Raw genomic sequence first — 20,745 nt, 5'->3', positions numbered from 1 at the left:
GCAAGGTGTATGACAGTTTTAACTATCCTGATGTGAATGCACAGATTGCTGGTGGGATGGGACTGACGGCTGACGAATATGACAATGCATGTAAGATACTTGGCAGAACGCCTAACTATATTGAACTTGGCTGTATTTCAGCTATGTGGAGCGAGCATTGTAGTTATAAATCAAGCAAATTACATCTTAAAAAGTTCCCTACTACAGGAGACAATGTCGTATATGGTCCAGGGGAAAATGCTGGCGTCATAATCATTGATAGTGATATATGCGTAGCTTTTAAGGTAGAAAGCCACAATCATCCGTCATTTATAGAACCTTTTAACGGTGCGGCAACTGGTGTAGGCGGTATCTTGCGTGATGTTTTTACTATGGGGGCTAGACCTATTGCCGCCATGAATTCACTACGTTTTGGTGAACCTGCGGATGCTAAAACGCCATCCCTTGTGCGCGGAATAGTTTCGGGCATATCACATTATGGTAATTGTTTTGGTGTGCCTACCATAGGTGGCGAGGCTCAATTTAATAAATGCTATAATAAAAACCCGCTTGTGAATGCTTTTGCGTTGGGAGTGGTAAAGAGAAATAAGATATTCACTGCCAATGCATCTGGTGTGGGTAACCCCGTTCTATACATAGGCGCAAAGACGGGACGAGACGGAATACACGGTGCCACTATGGCGAGTGAGGAGTTTTCCAAACAGAGCGAATCAAAGCGTCCTAATACGCAAATCGGCGACCCGTTCAGGGAAAAATTATTACTAGAAGCTTGTTTGGAGCTAATGCAGACCGATGCGTTAGTTGGCATTCAAGATATGGGAGCAGCTGGGCTAACGAGCACGTCATTTGAGATGGCGGGCAGGGCAGGCTCTGGCGTGGTAATCTCCCTTGATAAGGTGCCACTCCGTGAAGAGGCGATGACGCCTTATGAAATAATGCTTTCAGAATCTCAGGAACGCATGCTGTTGGTGGCAAAGCGTGGTTCTGAACAACAAGTTATAGATATAGTCCGCAAGTGGGACTTAGATGCGGCTGAAATCGGTAAAGTGACTGATGATGGCTATGTGCGCTTATTTTGGCAGGGGGAAGAAGTAGCATCAGTACTCGCTGCTCCGCTGTCGGACAACGCTCCGCTTTACGATAGACCTAGTGAGCGTCCATCTTATTTAGATGAGCTGGCTATATTTGACGACTCGCACGTGGAGCTACCGCAAGATTTAGAGCGGGCAATGATGCGATTAGTGGGAGATGCAAGCATTGCCAGTAAACGTTGGATATGGGAGCAATATGACCACATGGTGCAGATTGGCACTATAACGCTACCTGGTAGCGATGCGGCGGTAGTGCGACTGGAAGGTTCTAAAAAAGCTGTGGCACTCTCCGCTGACTGCAATAGTCGCTACTGCTATCTGAATCCGCGTGTCGGCGGTATGCTTGCGGTATGTGAGGCTGCACGCAACGTGGTGGCGAGCGGGGCGCGACCTGTGGCTATTACAAATTGCCTAAATTTTGGCAATCCAGAGAAACCAGAGGTCATGTATCAGCTGATAGAAGCTATAGAAGGGATTTCTGCCGCTGCAAAAAAGCTAAAAACACCAGTAGTTAGTGGCAATGTGAGCCTGTATAATGAGACTGAGGGGCAGCCGATATATCCGACTCCGTTAATCGTAATGGTCGGCGTTATGGACGATGCCACAAATAAAATAGAGTCATATTTTAAGCGCGAGGGCAGCCATATATTGCTACTTGGGGAGTTGCCAAAGACAATCGCCGCAAGCCATTATTTAGACGTGTTATTTAATAAGGCTATAGGTGTGCCACCTGTGGCAGATTTAGATTTCCATAATGCACTTATAGACTTTATGGTCAAGGCGACTAGTGAAAAATTATTGTTATCAGCTCATGATGTATCTGAGGGCGGGCTTGCTGTGGCGTTGTTTGAGATGTGTCGCAAAAATAATATCGGCTGTAGCGTGAACCTGCCCGCCGTTGCGCGGGCTGATGCGCTCCTATTCGGCGAGGGGGCTTTAATGTTATTAGAAGTAGCAGACGACAAATACGCACAAGTTAAAGAACTTTTAGGCACGTTGAAACACCTTGACATAGGAACAACAGGTGGGGATATGATAGATATAACGTGTAACGATAAAGTGGCACTGCTTTCAACGCCAATTAAAAAGATGAATACCATCTATGAGCGCACATTGCCCGAATTAATGAAGTGATTGAGTAATGAATAGTAGATGATGAATAATAACAATAATAACAATGAGCTAGCGACTGAGCCTGTAGGCAAGTTGTTGCTCAAGTATTCTATGCCAGCCATTATAGGAATGACTGTCAATGCTCTGTATATATCCATTAACAGGCTATTCATAGCAAATATTCCTGATAGCGCGCTTGCCATATCGGGTATAGGCGTGAGTGTGCCCGTTATGACTATGCTTATGGCTTTTTCAATGTTGCTTGCGGCTGGGACAGCTACCAATATGAGCCTGCGGCTAGGCGAGGGCAAGACTGAAATGGCGCAACGACTAGTAGGTAACGCGACGTCTTTATCTGTCATAGCTGGGGTGGCACTTACGCTACTATATTTTATATTTGGCGATTTTTTATTGCGCCTTTTTGGTGCTAGCACTAACTCATTTGCTTATGCCAAGAAGTTTATGGACATGTTCTCGTTAGGTTTTGCTCCGTGGATACTCTCGCTTACGCTGACGTTCACTATGCGTGCAGATGGTAGCCCTAGACGAGCGGGGGTGATAATGATTATCGGTGCTGTAGTCAATGTGGTACTTGATTATCTGCTTATTATAAAGCTAGAAATGGGGGTTGCGGGTGCGGGACTAGGGGTGGCTCTCACAGAGTTTGTAACGCTTGCGCTATGCCTTGAATATTATTTGAACGGCAAGTCCAACCTAAAGTTTGAGTATTCGTTCCTAAAGCTGGATAAAAAACTTGTGAAGATGATAGTCTCTATAGGTATGACTCCGTTTGTTATACAGGGGGCAATGTCCCTGTCGCAGATTACTATAAATAATTTGCTCCTCAAATATGGCGGCGACCTTGCAATAGGTGCTATGACGACTATTATGACTATTTTAATGCTATTTTTTATGCCTGCTATCGGTATCACGCAGGGAATGCAGCCTATTGTAGGCTATAATTATGGTGCGCGCCATTTAGCACGGGCAAGGCGGGTATTTATCCTTGCCGCAATTGCGGGCACTGCTCTGCTAACTGTCGGAATGGTTTGCACGGAAGTTTTCTCAGAACAGATAGTAGGGCTTTTTAATAAAGACCCCGAACTATTGCGTATTACGATAGACGGTATTAGGAAGAATACCTTTACCATACCGCTAATAGCCTTTTCTGTGACAGGCTCAACCTATATATTATCTATAGGCAAGGCAAGGCTAGCAATGCTACTCAGTCTGTTGCGTCAGATTGTGGTGCTGATACCTTGTCTATTTATATTGCCACTATTTTTAGGGCTGGATGGTATATGGTTTTCTCAACCTGTAGGCGATATAGCGTCTGTAATCGTAGTTGCACTGGTTATATACTATGAATTTAAGTCTTACAAAAAGATGAGAAGACATATTTGACAACTGCTTGTCACTCTTCCCCCTGTCTCTGCATGTGCTTCAGCTACCCCCAATAAAAAATCTATGAGGGGCATTTTAACTTGTGCAATTACATTGCCATAAAAGCTCTTGACGACTAGCTTTTTTCATCATATTATCAAGTTATGTCAAGTGGCAAAACCAACAGGGAATACAAAGATAGCGTTTTTACAAAACTATTCTCTGAAAAAGAGAAGCTCGTTGAGCTATACAATGCCATTGCTGGTGCCAGCTATGAAGTATCAGATGGTATTGTAATAAATACACTAGAGAACGTCTTGTTTAAGGGTAGGCGAAACGATATATCCTTTACTATGGGAGACAAGCTAGTAATTTTACTAGAACATCAATCAACCATAAATAACAATATGCTACTACGTTTTTTAGGATATATAGTGCGTATGTATGAGGGTATGATTGATAGTAAATCTATATACAAGAGCAAGAGGTTGACTTTACCTCGTCCAGAGTTTATAGTATTATATAATGGTGTGGAATCATTGAAAGCAGATGACTACTATGTAAAGTTATCTGCTCTGTTTGCAGAGGACGATACAAGAACCGATACACACAACTTTTTAGAGTTAGAAGTTCGTGTGCTGAATGTTAATAAAGGGCATAACAGCAAGGTATTGAAAGCGAGCGGAACGCTTGGGGACTATGCGGAGTTTGTAGAGGTAGTTAGGCAGGAGACAAGAGGGGTAAATAGCAGGGACAAAGTAGCTTTATCTAGTGCTATGGAGCGGGCGATAAAGATATGTATAGAACGAGGGATATTAAGAGATTTTTTACATAAACACTCAGTGGAGGTATTCAATATGCTAACTATGGAATTAACACAAGAAGACGCTGAAATGGCTAGGTATGAAGAAGGCTTAGAACGAGGCTTAGAGCAAGGCTTAGAACAAGGCTTGCAAAGAGGGGAGCTGAAAGGCGAACTGAGAGGCAAACTGGACGTTGCCAGAAATCTCTTGACTAAAGGCTATCCTGTAGAGGATGTTGCCGACCTCGTGGGGCTTTCCCTTGCCGAAGTTAAGAAACTACAGGATGGCACTGTCGTGTAATAAAACAAGTATAGTCCCTAGTTTTTTGCTAGAGTAGATGGCTAAAAAAAGATGTTGACTAATTTTCGTAGAGACTATAACGTTTAAGACATGATGTTAGTGAATATAGTGCAGGAACATATTGCCCCCCCCCCCTCCCCCGTATGTTATGGGCATAGGGGCGTAGTGGTACCCGTGCATGGCTGATTATGCCGTATTTTTTAACAAAAAACTAGATATTGATTACAAATGGCGTTTGCTTGCGCGCTTGACGTATGCTGACACTATCACAACTGACGAGATGATGCAACTGTTAGACGGCTACGACATTGAACACTCCATGCTAGAGTATAATCTTATGCTGGCGCGTTTTATGAAGATGCAGCCGTCAGCCCCTCTCCCTGTGAAGCTTAAGCCTCGCCTGCAGGGTGTGTTGCGCTATTTTCAATATAAGAATGCCACTCAGTTGACTGGGTTTAGCGTGGTTGGCAGGGCACTTAATAAAGCTGATATTCCCGTTATGCTTATTAAAGGTGCGCTTATGCGCCGTGTAATGCCTGCTCTGCCGCGTGTTATGGGCGATGTTGATTTTGTGGTGCCTTATGAACGTTACTGGGATGCCGTAAATGTTACAAGGGGGCTGAATTTTAAGCAAGTGCATAAATTCTTGTTGGCACATGCGGCTGATATGTATCTGGGGCAGTATAATGTGGATATACACAGAACTATAGTTAAAGAAGGAAAGTTTAAGTCGGTGTTGCAAGACGCATCTATCGTTCATGAGATAGACAGAGAGATGTTTGAACGGGCGCATGCTACCACGGCATTTGGTGTTGAGTGTTTGCTACCTACAGATGAAGATAATGTTTTTGTATGCCTTGCTAATAGCTATGACGCTATCCGCTCACAAGAGAAGGCTAGATGGATGTGGCTTTGGGATATTGCGGGCATTGTAAGGGACAATAAAGATTTTGATTGGCAAAAAGTGTTGGCTATTGCCTATGAACTACGTTTTCACCAGCAAATTAAAGTAATGCTTGAGATATTTAACGCTACTATCCCCAATGTGCTACCTGCAGGGCTTATCGCTAGCATTAAAACCGATGAGGCAAGCGATTACTCTATGAAGTTAGATGTTATGACCTGCCTTATTCAGTCTATAAAGCCTGATTATAGGGCGATTAAATTCTTTAAGCCGAGACGTCCATCAAAGTTTATAGCTGACTGCAAGCTAATTTGGCGATATAAATACTTGAAATCTGTGCGAAATAACGTATTTTTAAGAAATAAATATATGGATGATATAGTTAGTGGCACTCTTTTTCAACCCTATTGACGATGCGCTAGTCTTAACGGGACTACCAGCCGATGCCATAGCACGTTACTTTACCGTGTTTGATGAGCGTTGTCGCGTCACGTCCGATTTGCCCGCTCCGCAGGTTAGGCATTTAGATTTAGGCATTATGATAGTAAGGCTAGAAAATTATATTGGCGGGCTTACAAATGCTATAGAGAGTGAACTTGCATATTGTCTGCGTGAGCCTATAGGTCATTATGACGCTACGCTAAAGCTCTGGAAGGAGCAGAACACCGCTCAAATAGTAGATTTTAACAATAACAGCCATATAATTATATATAAAGAGGGCAAACAGGCAATAGAGCTTGCCCAGCCAGAGTATATAAAGGCTTTTGATGAAAATACCAATACATACTACTACACCTATCAGTGCCTATCTGATGAACCAATATCCAGTAAGGCGATTGCCAAAATGGGACATATACTTGTCCGCCAGCTTTATGAAATAGTTAGAGATAGGAGGCAAAACGCTTTGCTTGCACATGCGGCAGCAATTGGCGTGAATGGCAAGGGGGCGTTATTGTGTGCTAGAGGAGGGCACGGCAAGTCAACACTGGCACTATCTGCCCTTATAGATGGCTTTCAATACGTGTCAGACGATTATATTGTGCTTGCGAGGGATGGCGAGCATAAGAATCTTTGTGCTTATCCCATATATTCTTGCGCTACCCTTACTAAGGAGATGTTGGAACGGCTAAAGGGACTAAGAACAGAGTTCCTGTTTGATAACTGGAATAAGACGAAAGACGTGTTCAATTTATCGGCACATCATAGTGCTTTTGTCCCTAAGCTACCTATCAAGGTTGCAATATATCCGAACATAGCGAATGTTGTAGAGCCTAGCATAGAACGAACGGATTCCAACAAGGCTATGACGCACTTCATTCATTCAATACTTGCGCAAATGCAAGATAAGAAGCATTTGCAGAGTATGACCAAGTTGATGATAGAATTGTTGAAAGGGCTTGACTTTTATCAAATAAATTTGTCTAATAACTTGATTGCGAATGTGAAGGCTTTGAAAAGTTTTATGGAGGGTGTGTAGTGTATATACTTAATACTTCAAAGATGTTTGGCGACATATCGGACGGTTTTGCTGTCGTTATCAACGCGCAAACGGGCATTTATTACGGTATGAATCAGCTGGGCACAGCGGTGTTTGAGCAAATCTCCAATGGGGTTGCTACGGATAAAGTGCTTGATGCATTAAAGGGGCTAGATGGTGCGCCTGCAGATGTGGACGCTAGGTTGCAGAAGTTTATAGACGAACTTCTGGCAAAAGAGATTATAATAAAGGGTGACACTAATGGTGGCGATTTCACTATCAGTGCGGATGTTGCCAAATCTGACAACTTTGTGTTGGACTTGTCGGAATATGCCGATGCGCAGGAGCTATTGCTTGCAGATCCTATACACGATGTAGAGGAGGAGCTTGGCTGGCAACCTATCTTAAAAGATGGCAAAAAAGCCTAGTATATCTGTAATTGTTCCAATTCACAATGCTGCTGGGTATTTACATAAAAGTTTGGACTCGTTAGTTGCCCAAACGTTCACAGATATAGAGGTGCTCTGCATAGACGATGGCTCTACAGATAATTCGCTAGCTATCTTGCAGGAATACGCCGGCAGAGATGCCAATTTCAAGCTCTTTACCCAAGCTGAGCGTAATATAGGCTATACGCGCAATGTGGGGCTAAGGAATGCCAGGGGCAAGTATGTTATGTGGTGCGACCCCGACGACTGGTATGAGCCGACTATGTGTGAGGAGATGTTTAGTGCTATAGAGCGAGAGGGTGTGGATTTAGTAGAGTGCGGAACAAATGTAATAAATGAAGCTAACGATTCTGCTAGGTATGAAAAGATGAGCAAATATGTATCAACTAAACAGCTCGGGAGGTGCATATTAACTAATGACATAAAAAAGAATATTTCGGGCGTTCTTTGGAACAAGATTTTCAAGCGGGAGTTATTAGAAGAGTATAGTATATTAGCACCCGATGACAGTATAGGTGCGGAGGATACCGCTATGGTGATGCAATACCTGTTAGTGGCGGGAAGTTATTATGGACTAGACAGGGTGCTGTATAACTACCTTTTGCGCGGTGTTTCTGCGACTGGTCTTGCTCAAAGCGACTATCTTGCCTTGTATTTCCGCAAAACAGTTTCGGCATATCGGTGTGCTGTGGAGTTTGCTATTAAACATAACCTTTTAGGTAGAGATAATTTTATATTAGGCGGTTTGAGCTATTATGCATCTGAGTTAGCCGTTCACGATAAATATTCGGAATATTTTGAGACCTATAGGGCAGAGGTATTGTGCCAGCTCGCTGATGACCTGTTAGATGATAGAGAGATATTGCTAAGCATAAAACAGCTAAAGTTTAAGAGAGCACATCAGTTAGGGCTTCAGTGGGTGCAATTTAGAGAAAACAAGGGGCGTTTACAGCGGCATATGTTAGGCAAGGTAAAGGCGACACATGGGAAGTAAATTGAAAAAACTATATGAATACTATCAAAAAACTGGACTAAAAATTAGTAAAATAAAAGGGCTGTCCTAATATTAGGTTAAAAATCTACTAATCCCCGTATTTCCCGCTTGTCAAGTCTAGCTATATTTGTTATAATCTTCGTAGTAACGAGGAGCTATTGAGGAGGGTATTTGGTATGAACAGTGTATTAGCGGAAATCAATGAGAAGTTAAGGTCAGTGCATGACGACCCTGCGCTATATCGTGCTTATATGGGCTATGAGAAAGCAGAGCGGGATATGAATAGTGCAAGAAACTATGGACTACGTATGGCGGAGAGAGCCAAAGAAGAAGGCATGCAACAAGGTATGCAACAGGGTATGCAACAGGGCAAACTGGAAGGCATACGTGAAGGCGAGTTAAAGATTGCCAAAAATCTTTTAGTTAAAGGATTTTCGCCAGAAAAAGTTGCTGACATTACAGGGCTTTTACTTGCCGAAGTCAAGGAACTTCGGAGTGATTCTATAGTAGTGTAGCGTGTTATCTATATCCATTATCGTTCCCGTGTATAACGTGGAGCCGTATCTGCGCAAATGCCTAGATTCATTGCTAGCCCAGACTTTCACTAACATAGAAGTCCTGTGCGTGAATGACGGCTCTACAGATAATTCACTAGCCATCTTGCAAGAGTATGCCAGCAAGGACGAGCGTATAAGAGTATTTAATCACGCTAATCAAGGTGTAGGCTATACGCGCAATGTGGGGCTGAAGAATGCTAGGGGCAAGTATATTATGTGGTGCGACCCCGACGACTGGTATGAGCCGACTATGTGTGAAGAGATGTTTAGTGCTATTGAGCGCGAGGGTGTGGATTTAGTAGAGTGCGGAACAAATGTAATAAATGAAGCTAATGATTCTGCTAGGTATGAAAAGATGAGCAAACATGTATCAACCAAACAGCTTGGGAAGTGCATATTAACTAATGACATAAAAAAGAATATTTCGGGCGTTCTTTGGAACAAGATTTTTAAGCGGGAGCTATTAGAGCGATATAGCATATTAGCACCTGTTGGGAGTGTTGGTGCGGAAGATACGGCGATAGTGTGGGAATATTTGCTGGTTTCTAGTTTGTATTACGGACTTGATAAAGTGTTATATAATTGTTTAGTGCGGACGGATTCCATTACGGGGAAAGCATCAGACGATACAATCGGAAAATACTTTGATAATACGCTATTGGCGTATAGGGCAGTCGTTCAATTTGCTCAAGAATATAAATTGTTGGATAAAGTCGGCTTTGTGTTGGAATTTCTAAGAAATTATGCTTGCCAACTGAGTGCAGATTATAAATATTGCGATTTCTTTGAACGCCTTAGAAAAGATGTGCTAAATGGTGTAGATGAAAGTTTGCTTGATGATAGGGGTATTTTATTTGCTATAAAACATTCCCAGTTTGGACAGGCTAAACAAATTGGGGATTTGTGGATGCAATTCAGCAAAAACAGACAGGTTTTGGCATCATTTGTTCACAGCAAGATTCGGTCTAATTATGGCAAATAACCCTGCTATTTCAATCATAATCCCCACCTACAACGTTGAGTTATACCTGCGCAAATGCCTAGATTCATTGCTAGTTCAGACTTTTACTGGTATAGAAGTCCTGTGTGTGAATGATGGTTCTACGGATAATTCGTTAGCTATCTTGCAAGAGTATGCCAGCAAGGACGAGCGCATAAGAGTATTTACTCATGAGAATCAAGGTGTAGGCTATACGCGCAATGTGGGGCTGAAGAATGCTAGGGGCGAGTATATTATGTGGTGCGACCCCGACGACTGGTATGAGCCGACTATGTGTGAGGAGATGTTTAGTGCTATTGAGCGCGAGGGTGTGGATTTAGTGACGTGTGATGTGAATATGTTGAACAGCACAGGCAGCAGTGATTTTTATGGCGAAAAGAGCAGTTACCTTAGACTGAAATTGCAAGGACTGCACGTGTTAGACGAAACTACGAGAAAGAATATAAATGCTAGCTTGGTAAATAAAATTTTTAAGCGAGAGTTGCTAGAGCGATATAGCATATTAGCACCTGTTGGGAGTGTTGGTGCTGAAGACACTGCTATGGTGTGGCAATATTTAATGGTTGCTAGCTCATATTATGGGCTTGATAGGGTGCTGTATAATTGTTTAGTGCGGACGGATTCCATTACAGGCAATGCCTCTGATGATATGCTTGAAAAATATTTTTATAATACATTGCTGGCGTATAAGACGGCTGTTCAATTTTCCCAAAAATATAATCTTTTGAATAGGGATAGCTTTATTTTGGCATCGTTAAAGGATTATGCCTATCAACAGGGTGCCCACAGCAGATATATGGATTTTTTTAAGCTCATAAAGGCGGATATACTTGATGTAATGGATACAGGGTTGCTTGATGAGAATGGTATTTTGTTTGCAATAAAGAGCTGCCAGTTTGAGCAAGCTAAGCAACTTGCAGACCTATGGGCGCAGTTTATCAGAGATAGGCGCATATTATCAGAGCGCATAAAGAACAAGGTAAAGGCTACACATGGGAAGTAAATTGAAAAAACTGTATGAATACTATCAAAAAACTGGACTAAAAACTAGTAAAATAAAAGGGCTGTCCTATCCCCGTATTTCCCGCTTGTCAAGTCTAGCTATATTTGTTATAATCCTCGTATGGGTAGCAGGAACGTTGCAGAGCGGTTAAATCCGTTGAATGATTTTGCGTTTAAGAAAACGTTAGGGGAGCGTGGGCAGAGTGAGCCTTTGCTTATGGCTTTCCTTAATGCGGTGTTAAAGGATACTAGGAAAAAGCCTATAGTCTCACTTGAAATACTAGACAACAGGGAACTATCTGCACTAACAATACACGGGAAGTTATCTAGGCTTGACGTGTTAGCACAGCTTGAGGACAAGACAAAGGTTGATATAGAGGTGCAGTTAGTCAACGAACACAATATGGTAGAAAGAACCTTGTTTTATTTATGCAGACAGTTTATACTAGGTATAGAGAGCGGGGACGACTATACAAAACTGCGTCCTGTTATAACGATAAACATAGTGAACTTTAAGTGCCTTGATTTAGATAAGATACACCCTAGTTTCCACTTGTATGAGGACACAGAGAAAGACTTTATGTTGTCTGATTTGATTGGGGTGCATTTTTTAGATATGGTTAGGTTTAGGCAACAGTTAGCGAAAGGGTTAGATGTAGCGAGTGACGAGTTGTATCAATGGCTGGTGTATTTGAATGAGCAGAGTAATGAGGAGCTATTGAGGAGGGTATTTGGTATGAACAGCGCATTAGCAGAAATCAATGAGAAGTTAAGGTCAGTGCATGACGACCCTGCACTATATCGTGCTTATATGGGCTATGAGAAAGCAGAGCGGGATATGAACAGCGCAAGGAACTATGGACTACGTATGGCGGAGAGAGCCAAAGAAGAAGGTATGCAACAGGGCATGCAACAAGGCATGCAACAAGGCATGCAACAAGGTATGCAACAAGGCATGCAACAGGGTATGCAACAAGGTATGCAACAGGGTATGCAACAAGGCATGCAACAAGGCATGCAACAGGGCAAGGCGGAAGGCATACGTGAAGGCGAGTTAAAGATTGCCAAAAATCTTTTAATTAAAGGATTTTCGCCAGAAAGGGTTGCTGACATTACAGGGCTTTTACTTGCCGAAGTTAAGGAACTTCGGAGTGATTCTATAGTAGTGTAGCGTGTTACCTATATCCATCATCGTTCCCGTGTATAACGTGGAGCCGTATCTGCGCAAATGCCTAGATTCATTGCTAGCCCAGACTTTCACTGACATAGAAGTCCTGTGCGTGAATGACGGCTCTACAGATAATTCACTAGCCATCTTGCGTGAGTATGCGAATAAGGACGAGCGCATAAAGGTATTTACTCATGAGAATCAAGGTGTAGGCTATACGCGCAATGTGGGGCTAAAGAATGCTAGGGGCAAGTATATTATGTGGTGCGACCCCGACGACTGGTATGAGCCGACCATGTGTGAAGAGATGTTTAGTGCCATAGAGCGGGAAGACGTGGATTTAGTGACATGTGTTATCCGTCCAATTGATATGTCTAACGGCACAACTAGGTTTGATGATGCTAGTTGTTGGAAGTTATATCACAGTGGCAAATGTGAACTTAATGATAATCTTAAAGCTAATATGCCGTGCAATCTAGTAAATAAGATACTGAAACGTGAAGTGTTTAGTAAATATAATATATTAGCACCCGATACTGCCCGTTGTAGCGAAGATGGGGTTATTATGTGGGAATATTTGTTGCTCGCTAAAACAGCATATTGGCTGAACAAGCCGTTATATAATCATCTATTGAGAACGACGTCTATAAACGGCTCTGCTGGCAAACAATGGCTCACTAGGTATGCTGATGACCATATACTAATGTTTTCTACGCTCATCAGATTCATTATTAAGCATAATTTACTGGCGGAGGTTAGATTTGCCTTGTATCATCTCAACTTATTTATCGTTGATTGGGCGAAAGAGACTGAATGGTTAGATTATTTTAAGCGTATCCATAGTGATGTGCTTGCCTTGTTGGATGAGAATGTTTTGATGAACGAGTCTATCTTGCTTACTATAAGGCGCGGCGACTATGATGGTGCAAGGCAAACGGCTCTGCTAGGGCGTGGCAAGGTGGCGGCGATGTTCCTTAAAGAGGGGGTTAGGAAAAAATATGCAAAATAACGATGTGGTTCTGGTTCTCAACGGAGATGCCGCTGATTATCTGCCATATACTGGGGTTGCTATTTATTCGTTGGTTGCCCACTTTTCGCCTGAAAATAATTATAAGATTTATATTTTAATGTCCAACAAACCGATTGATGAGTTGACTATTTCCTTGCTTGATAAAATATATAGCCTAACAAAGACGCACAGCAATATAACAATTGATACTGTAGATATGAGCGGCACTATAGCTAACGAAATGGCGTCTCTGTTCTATGCTGGTTCTTATATTACGCCATCAGCCTGTTTTAGGCTATTCATTGCCGATGTGCTTTCTGAGTATGATAAAGTTTTATATTTAGACTGTGATATTATCGCTCGTGCTGATGTGGCAATGCTCTTTAGAACATCGCTAAGTGGTTGCACAGTGGGTGCAGTGCGTGATTATTTGGCTTATGTTCACTGGTTGCAAGACGGGAGCATGATGCCTCGTGCGTATTTGGCAAAGTCGCTTGGGCTAAAAAGTGCTGAAAATTACTTTAATTCAGGGGTTCTGCTCCTTGATTTAGCTAAATGGCGTGCTGGCGATATTACTAAAAAGATAGTGCGTAAATTATCAGAGCTAAAAAATCCGCTCTGGCAAGACCAAGACATCTTGAATGCTGTGTTGTCTGACGATTTACTCTTGCTAGACAACAGGTGGAATGCTACCATTATGACACCTGATACCTATGAAAGGGAGCCGTTTATAGTCCACTATAACACCAGCTTTAAGCCATGGCATAATGAGCGTGTGTTTTTGGCTGACTTGTGGTGGAGTTATGCGCAGAAAACGCCATTTTATGAGGACTTTAAGCTTAAGTGTGCCGAAAAGCCAGCACAGAAAAAACAGATAGAAGCATTGACTCAAAAGACCACCTATGATAAACTGAAAAGCGTGACAGGCAGGTAGTATGGAGCGTCTAAATAGGCATAACGAATGTTAGTGGAAAGCTAGAAGATGGAACGTTAGTGAATATAGAAGTTAAGCTGTTAAATCAGGGGATATGGCGGATAGGGATTTGTTTTGAGGGTTATACAAGGAGTATAGGTTAACGAATAGGTTAGAGATACATTTGCAGAGATAAAGGAGTTGCATTGAAGTAATGTCTGATATAGATAACGAAATATTAAAAGAGTTGCAAGATGTTAAGGGGCGCTTATCTGGCGTTCAGCAGGCGTTGCAGTTGCAGCGCGTGCAGCAGTCTATGGCTAGCTCAAAGCTGGCGCAGCTTGAGATGTTTGTTGAAAAAACCACCCCGATGGGCTATATGCGCGCACTTGAACTGCATCTTGCCGACCATTGCAACTTCAGCTGTAGTGGCTGTTCCCACTATTCGCCTCTCGCGGAGGAGTCTTTTGCTGATATAGCCGAGTTTGAGCGTGATTTAACACGTCTTGCGGAGTTAAATGGTGGCTACATAGGCGAGATGCGTCTTATGGGTGGTGAGCCACTACTGCACCCTAATATAACGCCATTTTTTGAGGTATCGCGCAGATTGTTTCCCGATAGCGACATATTGCTAGTGACGAACGGCGCACTGCTAATGAAACAGGATAACAATTTTTGGGATGCTATTAAACAGAATAGAATAATATTATCGCCTACTAAGTATCCTACAATAGATTGGGGAAAGATAGAGGCGTATGCGAATAGGTTTGGCGTGCAGCTGAAATATTTTGAGCAGACGGATAAGAGCAAGAAGGAGTCGCATTATTATCCTATAGATATATCGGGTGGACAACCTGCGCCAGCAAGTTTTTTAAGGTGCAAGATGGCGAATGGTATCTGTCCGCTCTTGCAGCATGGCAAGTTGTACCCGTGTTCACCAGCCGCAAATATACGTCACTTCAATAAATATTTTAATAAATCTTTATCTATCACTGAACTTGACTATTTAGATATATACAAGGTTGGCAGTCTTAGCGAGATATTAAACTTTTTTGCTAGACCAGTGCCATTTTGCCGATATTGTGCTACAACCAAACAACGCAGTTTAGGCGCATTCAAGATGGGTGCGCGTGATATAAACGAGTGGATATTGCAAGGTGATGAACAATAAATTATGAATAGTGAACCGTTAATATCAGTTGGCATCCCTACATACAATAATGCCGCCTACATCAGGCAGGCGATAGATAGTATCTTATCGCAAGGGTATGAGAATATAGAAATTGTTGTAGCGGACAGCTCAACTGATGGGACGAAAGCTATTGTTGAGGGCTACAATAACAAGAAGCTTAAATATTTTTTTCAAGAGAAACAGGGTTTGTTCGCCGCGCGCAACTTGTGTGTTGAGAAAGCTAGCGGCAGCTTAATGGCTTGGCTTGATGGTGATGACTACTATGAGGCGGGCAAGCTGTGCGCCCAGCTGGAATATATGAGAGAACGTCCCGATTGCGAAATCGTATTTACAAGGTATAAAAACTTTTTAGAGGACGAGTCTATGAGCAGTTTAGCTGGTGTTCAGCGGGAAATTAGTTTTGAAAAGAGCAATAGGTATTATCTAAACACCTCTTTGACTAAAAGGGCAACTCTTGATAAGATGGGCGTGTTTATCGGCAGGCAGGGGCTTGCTGAAGATATTGATATGACCTCGCGTATGAAGGTGTCGGGTGTAGAGCTTAACCATTTGATAGATAATGTTTATTACCATAGGCGTATTCGCAAGGGGATGATGACGCTTGCGGGCGATTATTCGTTAAGAGAAAGCTATTTGGCGGTGATGGGCAACCTGCGCAAAGGAATTGTGGCAAAGAATGCAAAATAATATTTTAATCACTGGCGGGGCGGGCTTTATAGGTAGCTACCTTGCGGATGAACTTGTCAAAACGGCCGGTCGCGTAGTTGTAGTTGATAATCTCTCGCTTGGGCGTGAGGCGAACCTGTCATCTGCGCTTAAATCAGGCAAATGTGAACTGGTGGTTGGGGATATACTAGACAAGACGTTACTATCAGATGTTTTTTATAAACATAGTTTTGATGTGGTTTTTCATCTAGCCGCTAATTCTGATGTTGCTAGTTCCACCGCAAACCCTGCTATTGATAAAGATAATACATTTTTAACTACCTATGAGGTGCTGAACGCAATGCGGATACACAATGTTAAACGCATAGTGTTTGCCTCTTCGTCAGCGGTGTATGGCGATGCAGGCGGTATGCCGCTGGGTGAAGACTATGCACCGCTATTGCCCGCCTCTCACTACGGGGCGGCGAAGCTAGCATCGGAGGCATTTATATCAAGTTTCGTTGAAAACTATGGTTTTCAGGCGTGGTTTGCGCGGTTTCCCAATGTATGCGGGGGGCGGGCGACACATGGCGTTCTATACGATTTTATAAATAAATTGCGCAAGAACCCCTCTGAACTTGAGGTGCTGGGGGACGGCACACAACGCAAGCCTTATCTATACGTTCAAGAACTCGTAGAAGCTATGTTATACATATATAAACACTCTGACGCTCAAATTAATTTATTTAATATTGGCGGTGTAGGGGAAACGTCCGTATCGGAGATTGCCGAGATGCTCGTTGCTAAACTGGGGCTTTCTGCTACTATCCGTTATGGCAGTGGTGCGCGTGGCTGGGTAGGGGATGTGCCTAAGTTTGCCTATAAACTTGATAAGCTCAATGCGCTTGGTTGGCGTGCTAAATTGTCATCAACTGAGGCGGTGAGTTATGCCATAGATGCCCTTATCAGAGGCGCGTAATGGGCAAGAAAGATACCCCTTTAATATCTGTAATAATACCCACAAAGAACGCGTCAAAATATATTAAAGAGGCACTCACTTGCCTTTTGGAGCAAGATTTGAGTTTTGAGGTTGTCGTTGTGGATAGTTCTACAGATGGCACGGCTACTATAGCTAAAGAACTAGGGGCAGTTGTTATTGAAACGCCCGCAAACGACGTAGAGGCTAGGAATATCGGGCTAGAGCGCGCGACTGGCGAGTATATAATGTTTTTAGACGGCGATGATGTGGTAAATGATGGGGCGATTGCTACAATGCTGAGTGAACTGACTAATGATACTGCTCTGCAAATGGTGTCGTGTATGGTGAAAGATTTTTTTTCGCCTGAGCTTACAAAAGACGAGCTAGGCGATGTAGCTATAAAGGCGGAACCATATTATGGACTCCTCACAGGGGCGGTCATGATAAGGCGTGGGCTGTTTGATACACTAGGCAAGTTTGATGTTAACTTCTCTGCAGCTGGCGGTGTAGCGTGGCTCTTAAAGGCACAAGACAGTGGTGTTAAGCATAAAAAATTGCCTATTGTAGCTACTAATAGGCGCATACATACCAGCAACTATGGCAGAACTCAGCGGGACAATGAGTTTAAGAACTATGCAAACATACTGCGCGGGCGCATAAAGCGGGGCTAAACTAGGTGCAGTTAGTTATATTAGCCGGTGGCAAGGGGACGCGTCTAGGGCTTACTGATGTGCCTAAACCTATGGCAGAGGTAGCAGGCAAACCACTCTTGGAATGGCAGATTGAACTTGCTCGCCGCTACAATATAAGAGATATATTCATACTATCAGGCTATCTATCTAATGTAATCGTAGATTATTTCGGAGACGGCTCTAAATGGGGCGTCAATATAAAACATATCATTGAGGAAACACCACTAGGCACTGCGGGCGGGCTGCGGCTGATAAAAGACGAACTAAAAGAGCGGTTTTTAGTGTTTTATGGTGATATTGTAATGGATTTTGACATAGATGTGTTTATAGACTTTGATAGACAGGATGTGGCTAGCTATGGAACATTGCTAGTCCACCCAAACAGCCACCCCTACGATAGCGATTTGCTAGATGTTGATAAAGACAGTTACGTGACGGGTTTAATACCTAAAACGCGTCCTGCGGGTGGTGTTTATAACAACCTAGTTAATGCGGCAGTTTATATATTGTCCCCTAAAATACTTGGCTTTATAGCCGATGATACCTTATCAGATTTCGGCAAAGACATATTCCCTGCACTGCTAGCAGCAAATAAGCAGTTGAGGGCATACCGCACGGCGGAATATGTTATGGATATGGGAACAAAAGAGCGGCTAGAGAAAGCGACTAATGCCATTGCAAGCGGGCATGTAGCTAGGCTTAACAGACAAAATAAGCGTTCAGCAGTATTTTTAGACAGAGACGGAGTAATCAATAAAGATTTAGATACTGATATATCTTATAATAATTTTGAGCTACTGCCTAATGCGGCGAAAGCTATAGCACTAATCAACAATAGCGGCTATCTGTGCATAGTTGTCACTAACCAACCGTTCCTTGCAAAAGGCTTTTTAACCTTTGAAGAGCTAGCTCGTATACACAAAAAGATGGAAACGTTACTAGGCGTTGAGAGGGCATATATTGATGCAATTTACTACTGTCCGCACCATCCAGAGCGCGGTTTTTCGGGAGAGGTGGCAGAACTAAAAATTGATTGTGAATGCCGCAAACCTAAAGCGGGGATGTTATTTGCGGCACAGCGCGATTATAATATAGACTTGCACAACTCATGGCTCATTGGCGATAGGGATGCCGACATTCAGGCGGGCAGAACGGCAGGCTGTCAATGCATACTTGTAGATAATGAAAAAATAGATATACTAAATGCGGTTCACTATATATTGGAGGTTGCGGGTGATAATAACCAAAACACCGTTTAGGGTAAGCTTTGCAGGGGGCGGTAGCGATATCGCTAGCTATTATGAACGCTTCGGCGGTTGCGTGCTAAGCGTAACCATTAACAAGCACATCTATCTGTCTATGCACCCGTATTTCTTTGACGACGGCTATCTGATAAAATATTCTAAAACGGAGCAGGTAATGGACGTTGATAAGATAGAGCACCGTATTATTAGGGAAATATTTAGACAATATGGTATTAAAGGAGTAGATTTCAACTCCACTGCTGATATACCAGCAGGCACAGGCTTGGCATCGTCATCAGCGTTCACCTGCGGGCTACTTCATCTATGTAATGCCTATACGGGCAAATATATTGATAAAGAAGAGATAGCGCAACAGGCTTGCAATATAGAAATAGATATATTGAAAGAACCGATTGGCAAGCAAGACCAGTATGCTTGTGCTTGTGGCGGGTTGAATTTTATAGAGTTTGAACCGAACGGCAACGTTAACGTGGAACGGGTGTTCCTTAACATTGATACGTATCGCGCACTAGAACAAAACTTGATGTTATTCTATACTGGCAAAGCACGGGATGCGGGCACTATCCTGAGCGAACAAGCAAAGAATGTCGCCAGCGATAAAGCTAAGGAAGAGAACCTGCACAAGATGGTAGGACTAGCAAAACAACTACGACTAGAGCTATTGCACGATAATATAGATGCCATGGGGGAAATACTACACAAGAACTGGTTATATAAAAAAGAGCTTGCGTCCAGCATATCAACTGGCTATATAGATGACTGCTATAATGTGGCACTCAAAGCTGGGGCGATGGGGGGTAAGCTATTGGGTGCTGGCGGAGGCGGATTTTTGTTGCTCTACACAAAGCCCGACAAACAGGTTGGTGTTCGCGCTAAATTAGAACAGCTGGGTGCTAAGCAACTGAATTTTTCTTTTGACAATAAGGGGACGTCTGTTGTATATTACAACAGGTCTGCACAGGGGAGCGTTTAAGGAATGTATAAAAATGTATAAGGCTGCGATACAAGACTACTTGAGGCGACTTACGAGTGTTATAGAAATACTTGATGTAAGTTCCGTGAACAACTTCGTTGCCTTGCTCGCAAGGGCGCGAGACGAGGGGCGACAAATCTTTGTGATGGGTAATGGCGGTAGTGCGGCGACCGCATCGCATATCTGCTGTGATTTGAACAAAGGGGCGCGTGTGGCTGATAAAAAGGGCTTTAAGTTTATCTGCCTGAACGACAATGTTGCTACGGTAATGGCTTATGCTAATGATGTCAGCTATGATGATATATTTGTAGAACAGCTAAAAAACTTCTTTAATAAGGGCGATTTAGTAATCGGAATATCAGGTAGTGGCAACTCTAAAAATGTCTTGAAAGCAATAGAGTTCGCTAATTCCAATGACGGGCTAACTGTAGGGCTATCGGGCTACAATGGTGGCAAGCTCAAACAACTGGCGCAACATTCAGTTCATATAGACGTGAACGATATGCAACTGACGGAAGATTTGCATCTAGTTCTGAACCATATTGTTATGAGGGTGGTAAATATATGAGTCTATTAGATAGGCTATTCTCAGTGCGCCGTGAGGGAGCACTGACTACTCTGCATATACTAGGATTAAAGATAAAGTTAGTTAGCAAAAAGAAGGTTGCTGAACGGCAGGTTCAAGAGATTAAGAATAGAATAAACGCTGTTCAAGATAATATAACAGATTTAGTCTACAAGGCTTGCCACCAACTCGTACCCCGCTCATGTCTTCACATAGTTGATGTTCATCTGGCATCTCATTGCAACTTTAGTTGCTTTGCCTGCAATCACTT

At 42.8% G+C, this 20,745-nt stretch carries 20 protein-coding genes and 1 pseudogene; all 21 read left to right on the top strand.

Going from position 1 to position 20,745, the window contains the following annotated elements; translation table 11 throughout:
* The first annotated feature begins 5 nt into the window (after positions 1-5).
* A complete protein-coding gene (gene purL, locus AC1MDJ_RS03720; RefSeq protein ID WP_479689612.1) occupies positions 6-2,225 on the top strand; it encodes a phosphoribosylformylglycinamidine synthase subunit PurL in 2,220 nt (739 codons plus the stop codon).
* An 18-nt stretch (positions 2,226-2,243) separates the two neighbouring features.
* Complete coding sequence (locus AC1MDJ_RS03715) at positions 2,244-3,608, top strand: MATE family efflux transporter (RefSeq protein ID WP_479689611.1); 1,365 nt, start codon at positions 2,244-2,246, stop codon at positions 3,606-3,608.
* Positions 3,609-3,751: 143 nt separating this feature from the next.
* The gene (locus AC1MDJ_RS03710) at positions 3,752-4,690 is read left to right on the top strand and encodes an Rpn family recombination-promoting nuclease/putative transposase (RefSeq protein ID WP_479689610.1); all 939 of its coding nucleotides are present in this window, start codon (positions 3,752-3,754) and stop codon (positions 4,688-4,690) included.
* A gap of 178 nt (positions 4,691-4,868) precedes the next feature.
* Positions 4,869-6,005, top strand: coding sequence for a nucleotidyltransferase family protein (locus AC1MDJ_RS03705; RefSeq protein ID WP_479689609.1), 1,137 nt, complete (start codon positions 4,869-4,871; stop codon positions 6,003-6,005).
* A complete protein-coding gene (locus tag AC1MDJ_RS03700) occupies positions 5,980-7,071 on the top strand; it encodes a hypothetical protein (RefSeq protein WP_479689608.1) in 1,092 nt (363 codons plus the stop codon). Before AC1MDJ_RS03705 ends, AC1MDJ_RS03700 begins: the two co-directional genes overlap by 26 nt.
* The gene (locus tag AC1MDJ_RS03695; RefSeq protein ID WP_479689607.1) at positions 7,071-7,499 is read left to right on the top strand and encodes a PqqD family protein; all 429 of its coding nucleotides are present in this window, start codon (positions 7,071-7,073) and stop codon (positions 7,497-7,499) included. Before AC1MDJ_RS03700 ends, AC1MDJ_RS03695 begins: the two co-directional genes overlap by 1 nt.
* On the top strand, positions 7,483-8,514 hold the full coding sequence (locus tag AC1MDJ_RS03690) for a glycosyltransferase family 2 protein (protein WP_479689606.1): 1,032 nt from the start codon (positions 7,483-7,485) through the stop codon (positions 8,512-8,514). Before AC1MDJ_RS03695 ends, AC1MDJ_RS03690 begins: the two co-directional genes overlap by 17 nt.
* 176 nt (positions 8,515-8,690) lie before the next feature.
* Positions 8,691-9,029, top strand: a complete 339-nt coding sequence (locus AC1MDJ_RS03685; RefSeq protein WP_479689605.1) for a hypothetical protein — start codon at positions 8,691-8,693, stop codon at positions 9,027-9,029.
* A gap of 1 nt (position 9,030) precedes the next feature.
* Complete coding sequence (locus AC1MDJ_RS03680) at positions 9,031-10,053, top strand: glycosyltransferase family 2 protein (RefSeq protein WP_479689604.1); 1,023 nt, start codon at positions 9,031-9,033, stop codon at positions 10,051-10,053.
* The gene (locus tag AC1MDJ_RS03675) at positions 10,043-11,074 is read left to right on the top strand and encodes a glycosyltransferase family 2 protein (RefSeq protein WP_479689603.1); all 1,032 of its coding nucleotides are present in this window, start codon (positions 10,043-10,045) and stop codon (positions 11,072-11,074) included. Before AC1MDJ_RS03680 ends, AC1MDJ_RS03675 begins: the two co-directional genes overlap by 11 nt.
* A gap of 120 nt (positions 11,075-11,194) precedes the next feature.
* Positions 11,195-12,244, top strand: a complete 1,050-nt coding sequence (locus AC1MDJ_RS03670) for an Rpn family recombination-promoting nuclease/putative transposase (protein WP_479689602.1) — start codon at positions 11,195-11,197, stop codon at positions 12,242-12,244.
* Between the two features lies 1 nt (position 12,245).
* Positions 12,246-13,250, top strand: a complete 1,005-nt coding sequence (locus tag AC1MDJ_RS03665; protein ID WP_479689601.1) for a glycosyltransferase family 2 protein — start codon at positions 12,246-12,248, stop codon at positions 13,248-13,250.
* On the top strand, positions 13,240-14,184 hold the full coding sequence (locus AC1MDJ_RS03660) for a glycosyltransferase family 8 protein (RefSeq protein WP_479689600.1): 945 nt from the start codon (positions 13,240-13,242) through the stop codon (positions 14,182-14,184). The genes AC1MDJ_RS03665 and AC1MDJ_RS03660 overlap by 11 nt, the downstream gene beginning before the upstream one ends.
* 193 nt (positions 14,185-14,377) lie before the next feature.
* The gene (locus AC1MDJ_RS03655; protein ID WP_479689599.1) at positions 14,378-15,334 is read left to right on the top strand and encodes a radical SAM protein; all 957 of its coding nucleotides are present in this window, start codon (positions 14,378-14,380) and stop codon (positions 15,332-15,334) included.
* Between the two features lie 3 nt (positions 15,335-15,337).
* Complete coding sequence (locus tag AC1MDJ_RS03650; protein WP_479689598.1) at positions 15,338-16,042, top strand: glycosyltransferase family 2 protein; 705 nt, start codon at positions 15,338-15,340, stop codon at positions 16,040-16,042.
* Positions 16,032-16,979 carry an NAD-dependent epimerase/dehydratase family protein gene (locus AC1MDJ_RS03645; RefSeq protein WP_479689597.1) on the top strand — a complete coding sequence of 316 codons (948 nt, stop codon included), beginning with the start codon at positions 16,032-16,034 and terminating at the stop codon, positions 16,977-16,979. The genes AC1MDJ_RS03650 and AC1MDJ_RS03645 overlap by 11 nt, the downstream gene beginning before the upstream one ends.
* Entirely contained in the window at positions 16,979-17,650 is a 672-nt protein-coding gene (locus tag AC1MDJ_RS03640; protein ID WP_479689596.1) for a glycosyltransferase family 2 protein, read from the top strand. Before AC1MDJ_RS03645 ends, AC1MDJ_RS03640 begins: the two co-directional genes overlap by 1 nt.
* A 5-nt stretch (positions 17,651-17,655) precedes the next feature.
* Positions 17,656-18,930, top strand: coding sequence for an HAD-IIIA family hydrolase (locus tag AC1MDJ_RS03635; protein ID WP_479689595.1), 1,275 nt, complete (start codon positions 17,656-17,658; stop codon positions 18,928-18,930).
* Positions 18,905-19,909, top strand: coding sequence for a GHMP family kinase ATP-binding protein (locus AC1MDJ_RS03630; RefSeq protein WP_479689594.1), 1,005 nt, complete (start codon positions 18,905-18,907; stop codon positions 19,907-19,909). Before AC1MDJ_RS03635 ends, AC1MDJ_RS03630 begins: the two co-directional genes overlap by 26 nt.
* Positions 19,872-20,477, top strand: a complete 606-nt coding sequence (locus AC1MDJ_RS03625) for an SIS domain-containing protein (protein ID WP_479689593.1) — start codon at positions 19,872-19,874, stop codon at positions 20,475-20,477. Before AC1MDJ_RS03630 ends, AC1MDJ_RS03625 begins: the two co-directional genes overlap by 38 nt.
* Positions 20,474-20,745: pseudogene (locus AC1MDJ_RS03620) on the top strand (hypothetical protein); the annotation flags it as partial. The gene AC1MDJ_RS03625 and the pseudogene AC1MDJ_RS03620, both read left to right, overlap by 4 nt.

This window comes from Candidatus Termitispirillum reticulitermitis (assembly GCF_054655775.1).
The sequence above is the reverse complement of the archived record's forward strand: the minus strand, read 5'-3'. Positions and strand labels throughout refer to the sequence as shown.